Consider the following 6,300-nt stretch of genomic DNA (forward strand, 5'->3'; position numbering starts at 1 on the left):
GCGGCGTCTATTTTGCTAACATGTATTTGCCCGTCACCCATAGTTCTGGGCATTTGCTTGTTAATTTGAGCGATCACAATATCTGCTGTATCTACTGCCGGTCGGGCAACATCTACGGAGGTGCCCAAAGTGCAGTATCCATGCTGATCCGGAGGAGAAACATTGATAAAAGCCACGTCTATAGGTAAAATTCTTTTCCTAAATAGTCGCCCAATTTCACTTAAAAAAACCGGTACATAACCTCCCTGATCAGTGTTAACTGCATTTCTGATATTCTCTGAAACAAATAAAGAATTCAGATAAAAACTCCCCTTACATGATTGGTCTGCCAAAGGCATTTTGCCCAAAGTAGTGATTGATACTACTTCTACATTTTTCAATTCATGTTTCCTATTAGCCAATGCATTTAGTAAGGATAGAGGAGTTGCAGCACTGCCATGAATAAAGATTCTTTGGTTGCTTTTTACGCAACTTACTGCTTCGTCGGGGCTAACGATTTTAATTTGATTTCCCATTTCAAGTGAGATTTTATTGTTAGGTTAATATTTAAAAATTAAGTCATAAACCCTTAAAAGGAAGGCTGTCTTTTGGTTTTATTTTGATAACCTAAAGTTACAATTAATTGATCGACTGGCCAATTTTACTAGAGAAGTTGGTATGAAAATTTATCAACGATTTGTGATAAGTTGGAGGATTCCAATACGATATATGGCTTATTAATTAAATTTATGACCCCTTCTGTTTAACCCGGCAATTTATTAAGAGTAGAGGCTGTGCTGTGGAAAAAAAGAGTATTGTCAACCCTATTTGTTTTAGAAACGTTAATATTTATTAATAATTTATCTTTTTACTTGTTAAGGACGCTATTTTTTTAATCTTGAACCTTCAATTTTTTAATTATAAGCACAAGCTTGCTTAATTTTGTTTCCTAAAATATAAAATAGATTACAAATCATTTAAAATAAAAATCAATTGTTATGAATAAGAAAGAAATAAGACTTCACATGGTTGCTGATAGAGAATACGAAGCAGTTAACCCGGAAGGGAATAAAGTCCAAATGGACATGTATGATAGCACTGAAAAAAAACATCAATCGCCGATGGAACTATTGCTTTCCGGATTGGCAGGGTGCTCTGCAGTAGATGCTGTGCTCATGATGAAGAAAAAGCGCAAACAAGTAGTGAATTTTGAGATACATGCTGAAGGGATAAGAAATGATGGTACGCCTGCATTCTATAAGTCTATTCATTTACATTTTATCATCACCTCTCCTGATGCCACTGAGGTAGAGTTTGGTAAAGTAATTAAGTTAGCTGTTGACAAGTATTGTTCAGTGGCCTCTAGCTTGAAATCTACAATCACTCACTCCACAGAAATTAAAAAGCCTTTATGAGGGTTGTTAATGAACTTGTCAAAGAAGGGATTAGGATTAGTTTGTTCGATTGGAACAATAAATATATTCTAAAATTTGAACTTGGAAATATGGAGCAAACTTTCAAGGTTCCTTCTATGGATGTGCTTGAAGAAAGTGATTTAGAGGCGCTGATGGAAGGTCAATTCTTTGAAGAGGTGAAAAAAAGGTTTGATGAAATGCACAAGTCTCTTCAAAAAGTAACAAAAAATTTCTAAATTTGTATATAATTTAAATATTTAAAGATGTAATATTTATATTCCTAATTAATATTCCGTTTTTATTGTGTTTTAATTGAATTTAAGAGATTTAATATTTTAATTATAAATATTTGTTATTATTAAGTGCTTTTATTCGAATTGATAAAGCTTGTTCACCAGTGTTTTAAAATGATGTTTTGTATTTAAACTTCTTGCAATATTATATTGTGTCTAAGGCTGTTATTCCTTGGCCTGTCAATAAAAAAAAACTGTGATGTTTGAAAGTACTAACAATATTTAAATACTAATCATTGGAGATAAAAGATATCAGATTATTTGATGCGCTTGAAAGCAGTGATAATAAGGAAGGCATATGCCTTATTAGATATAGATGACCAATAACAATAATATTCAGAAATATGAAATGCCACAACCACCGGCGCCAAAAAATCGCTGGTGGTTGGTAGGCTTGGGAGCTGTGTCAATAGTGTTTACCTTGCTTCTAGCCTTATTTTTTTACAATTCTATTTCGAAAAACCTCATAGAAAATAAGGCTTTTTTCCTAAATAAGCAGGTGGAATTTGCAGCACATGAAGCTCAGAGATCTTTCAAATATTTCAACGAAGACTTGCATTTTTTTCTTGAAAACCAAGAGCTTATCAATAGAGAAGGCTTGGATGATAATTCCGAAAAAATGGATTCTCTTAGGATGGGTAAGTTATTAAGAACTTACCATCAATTAATTGATACTTTAAGTATTAGTATCGGGGATATCGGCCATATTTATACCTTGGGTGAAAATGATAGACTGATTTCCAATCCAATAGAAAGTGATAGGATGAGCAGTTATAATGCCTCCTCATCTTTGGTAATCACTTCGAATGCCGGAAATATAAAAGTTGCTGTAAAACTAAATATTGAGAATTATTTTGAAAACCTATTGGACAACTATTATTTGGGTCCCAATACGGGTAAACTGGTTTATGGAAAGAACGGTTTTTATAAACTAAATAAAAAAGGACCTGTATTTTTTCAGGATGAAATAATCGAAAGTGAAATTATACATGAAATCAAAAGTGGGGTAGAAGGTAATTATTGGATCCATATCACTGAAGACAGAGGAGAAGAGGGCAAGAAGTTTCTTTTGGTTCAATATCCTTTTCAATTAGTTAATCTAAACGAGAACTTTGCCTTTGTTTTTGTTCAGGAAAAACCCTCTATTGATGCGGGGATTTTCGAAAACTATTTCCATTTATTTGCTGCCTTACTCGTTTTGTTGGCAATAGTAGTTGCATTCATTTTTAAATATTTCAAAATCACCAAGGAGAATAGTAATTTCCTTGAAAAAAAATCCAAAAACTTAAACCAATTATTAAAACAACAGACCATCTTGCTTCAGCAATCTAAAGGCTTTATCTATTATCAGGATCGTGAAGATAAAATATATAAGGTAAGTGAGAATGTAAGCGAAGTTCTGGGGTACAGCCCTGACGAGTTGGTAGGTAGTTCGGTCAAAGATTTAATTCTTGACCAAAAAGATGAATTTTTGAAATCCAGAAATACACTAATTGAAAAAAATGAAGGGGTGTACCATTTCGAATTTACATCGGAAATGAAAAATGGCGATTCCATCAGGGTTAAGATTTTTGAAAAATTAATATATAGTAATGATTTGAAATTTGAGGGGTCTGTTGGGATTTTTACAGATATTAACGCCAAATATATAGCAGATCAAGAGTTGTTAAAAAGTGAAAATAGGCTACGATCGGTGTTGAACTGTTTGCCTGATATAATTTTTATTTACAATAATCAAGGCGTATACCTTGACTATTATGTGCAACAAGAAGAGCTTTTGGTAGTCCCTCCTGATCAATCGCTAGGTAAGAAAATTGATGAAGTTTTGGGAGGCGAAGCAGGAGAAAAGGCGATGCATGCATTCAATAAAGTTATTACGACCGGTAAGATGCAGACTGAAGAATTGGACTTGCTATTGGATATAGGCCGTAGATACTTTGAAGTTAGGTTTTTTAAACTGGATGAAGATAGAGTGATTTCAGTTGCCCGAGACATTACCGGGCAGCGGCTATGGGAGCGTGGTCTTAGCGAGGCCAAAGAGGCAGCCGAACTGGCCAATAGGGAGAAATCCAGTTTCTTGGCAAATATGAGTCATGAAATTAGAACGCCATTGAATGGGCTATTGGGAATCACTGGCTTACTATTTAAGACTCCGCTTTCCAAAGAGCAGAATGAACTTCTGTCAATAATTAGTGATTCAGGAGAGTCCCTATTGAATATAGTAAATGATATACTTGATTATTCTAAAATTGAAGCAGGGAAAATGGAGTTGGTTCCGGTTTCCATGGATTTAACTGCTGAATTGGAAAAAATAATAAAGGTATTTTCCGGTATGGTTCAACAGAATTCTCTGGTTATTAACTTAAATATTGAGAAAAATATCCCCCAAATAATTATACTTGATAAAGATAAACTAGCTCAGATTTTTTTTAATATCATCGGGAATGCAGTAAAGTTCTCTAAAGTGGGAGGACAAATAGATATTAATATAAGTGGGGAGTTAATTTTCACAAAAAATCTAATTCTTACCTGCACAGTTAAAGACAATGGGGTGGGTATAGCCAAAGATAAGATTCCACAGTTGGTGAAACCATTTACTCAGGCGAGTGATTCCTCAAATGGTGATTATAAGGGAACAGGGCTGGGCTTGGCCATTGCAAATAAACTAATCGAGTTAATGGGAGGTGTGCTCCATATAGAGAGTGAAATTGACAAAGGATCGACTTTTTCCTTTGCACTTATTTCACAAGGAAGTGAAGAAAAATTGAATGATCCTAAGGAGGCATTTATAAAAAGTGAGGACCAAGCTATTGAGGAGTTGGCCAAAGAGCATCCGCTTGATATTTTGCTGGTGGAAGACAATGACATAAACTTAAAGTTTATGCTTATGCTTTTGTCACAAATGGGGTATACGCCGAAAGTGGCCTTGGATGGCCTTGAAGCCATAAGTGCGGTAGAAGAAAAACGTTTTGACTTGATCTTTATGGATAACCAAATGCCACGAATGAATGGGATGGATGCAACTAAAGTAATTAGGGGAATGGGCAATGGTCAAAAAGCAATGATTGTAGGTTTGTCCGCCAGCGTATTTAAAGAAGACATTGCGTTAGCGATGAATATAGGGATGAATGACTATCTAACCAAACCGGTTAAGATTCATCAGATCGTGGAGAAAATCAAGAACTGTATCATCTGGAAAGAAAACGGATTTAAATAACCGTTTTCATATCAAAAAATTCCAAGTAGTCAGCCACTTTTTTTACAAACATGCCACCGAGTGCGCCATCCACCACTCTATGGTCATAGGAGTGAGATAATATCATTTTATGCCTTATCCCAATCATATCTCCTGTGGGGGATTCTATCACGGCCGGTTTTTTGGTAATGGTACCAACTGCCAATATGCCAACCTGTGGCTGAACAATAATTGGGGTGCCCATAATATTACCAAATGAACCAATGTTCGATAAGGTGTATGTTCCACCTTTAAGTTCTTCAGCACTCAATCTATTCTCTCTTGCCCTTAATGCAAGTTCATTTATTTTTTTCGATAGACGTGAAAGTGTTAATTTATCTGCATTTTTTATTACAGGTACAATTAGATTACCATTGGCTAAGGCAACTGCAACACCTATGTTAATGTCTTTTTTCTTGATAATTTTATCTCCCTCTACCGAAATATTCATCATAGGGAAGTCTTTTAATGCTTTGGCAATGGCCTCAACGAAAAAAGGAGTAAAGGTGATTTTCTCACCTTGTTTGGCTAGGAATTCGTCTTTAATTTTATTTCGATAAAGTACAATGTTTGTCAAGTCCGCTTCAACGAAAGAGGTGACATGGGCAGAAATGTTTTTCGATTCCAACATTCTTTGCGCAATCATCTTCCGCATCCTATCCATTTCTAGAATTTCGTCTGTTTGACCAGCGGAAGAGGATAGCTGAGCAGCATCTCTCTTTGAAATATAGTCCAGGATATCTTTTTTTGTTACCCTACCACCTTTGGCTGTTCCTGAAATTTCAGCTAATTCCCGGTGGCTGACATTTTCTTGGGTGGCAATGCTTTGAACCAAGGGAGAATAAAATCTTTTTTCTTCAATATTGGAAGGTTCATCATAGGAAGCTTTTCCTAGAATAAGACTTGTGTATTCGGGAACATCCTGTAAAAGCTCTTTATCGTTATCTATTGAAGGGTTCTCCAAGTCTGGAAGATGGTCCTGGTCATCAGATTCATCTGCTTTTACTTCAATAATAGCAATTGGTTTCCCTACTTCGATGATCTCTCCTTCTTTGGCAAGTATTTTCTTCAATACTCCGGCATGTGTGGCAGGTACCTCTGTGTCTACTTTATCCGTAGCCACTTCCAATACGGATTCGTCTTGTTCTATCAGGTCTCCTTCTTTCTTTAGCCATGAAAGAATAGTGCCTTCCATAATGCTCTCTCCCATTTTGGGCATCACCATTTCCACTGTTGCCATAGCTTTTACTTGTATATTTAATTCTCCCTAGCTATAAAACTAAAATTTAGTAATTCCTGTTTATTTCCTTTTATTTTATTAATAAATCTTTGACTAACTTTCACCTGCTGTCTGCCAAATGGATAGTTATTACTTTCA

At 35.4% G+C, this 6,300-nt stretch carries 4 protein-coding genes and 1 pseudogene; 3 read left to right on the forward strand and 2 right to left on the reverse strand.

The window, feature by feature from the left end:
- Positions 1-515: pseudogene (locus tag AAC037_RS17480) on the reverse strand (4-hydroxybutyrate CoA-transferase); the annotation flags it as partial.
- 462 nt (positions 516-977) lie between these two features.
- On the opposite strand from AAC037_RS17480, the gene AAC037_RS17485 reads away from it, so the two are divergent.
- The 3 genes from AAC037_RS17485 (at position 978) to AAC037_RS17495 (ending at position 4,904) form a co-directional block, all read left to right on the forward strand.
- Complete coding sequence (locus AAC037_RS17485; RefSeq protein ID WP_339904362.1) at positions 978-1,394, forward strand: OsmC family protein; 417 nt, start codon at positions 978-980, stop codon at positions 1,392-1,394.
- Positions 1,391-1,630 (forward strand): hypothetical protein, encoded by a 240-nt coding sequence (locus tag AAC037_RS17490; RefSeq protein WP_339904363.1) that lies wholly within the window; start codon positions 1,391-1,393, stop codon positions 1,628-1,630. The genes AAC037_RS17485 and AAC037_RS17490 overlap by 4 nt, the downstream gene beginning before the upstream one ends.
- Positions 1,631-2,003: 373 nt before the next feature.
- Positions 2,004-4,904: an ATP-binding protein gene (locus AAC037_RS17495; RefSeq protein WP_339904364.1), complete on the forward strand. Its 2,901-nt coding sequence runs from the start codon at positions 2,004-2,006 to the stop codon at positions 4,902-4,904.
- On the opposite strand, the gene AAC037_RS17500 is transcribed toward AAC037_RS17495, so the two are convergent.
- Positions 4,897-6,162 carry a dihydrolipoamide acetyltransferase family protein gene (locus AAC037_RS17500; protein WP_339904366.1) on the reverse strand — a complete coding sequence of 422 codons (1,266 nt, stop codon included), beginning with the start codon at positions 6,160-6,162 and terminating at the stop codon, positions 4,897-4,899. The two genes, AAC037_RS17495 and AAC037_RS17500, sit on opposite strands and share 8 nt — an antisense overlap.
- Positions 6,163-6,300 lie beyond the last annotated feature (138 nt).

The organism is uncultured Cyclobacterium sp., from assembly GCF_963976465.1.
Lineage (GTDB): Bacteria > Bacteroidota > Bacteroidia > Cytophagales > Cyclobacteriaceae > Cyclobacterium.

What these genes read in the sequence shown, in the direction of transcription:
- AAC037_RS17485 (WP_339904362.1), top strand. Translation starts at nt 978, where the DNA reads ATGAATAAGAAAGAAATAAGACTTCACATGGTTGCTGATAGAGAATAC.
- AAC037_RS17495 (WP_339904364.1), top strand. Translation starts at nt 2,004, where the DNA reads ATGACCAATAACAATAATATTCAGAAATATGAAATGCCACAACCACCG.
- AAC037_RS17490 (WP_339904363.1), top strand. Translation starts at nt 1,391, where the DNA reads ATGAGGGTTGTTAATGAACTTGTCAAAGAAGGGATTAGGATTAGTTTG.
- AAC037_RS17500 (WP_339904366.1), bottom strand. Translation starts at nt 6,162, where the DNA reads ATGGCAACAGTGGAAATGGTGATGCCCAAAATGGGAGAGAGCATTATG.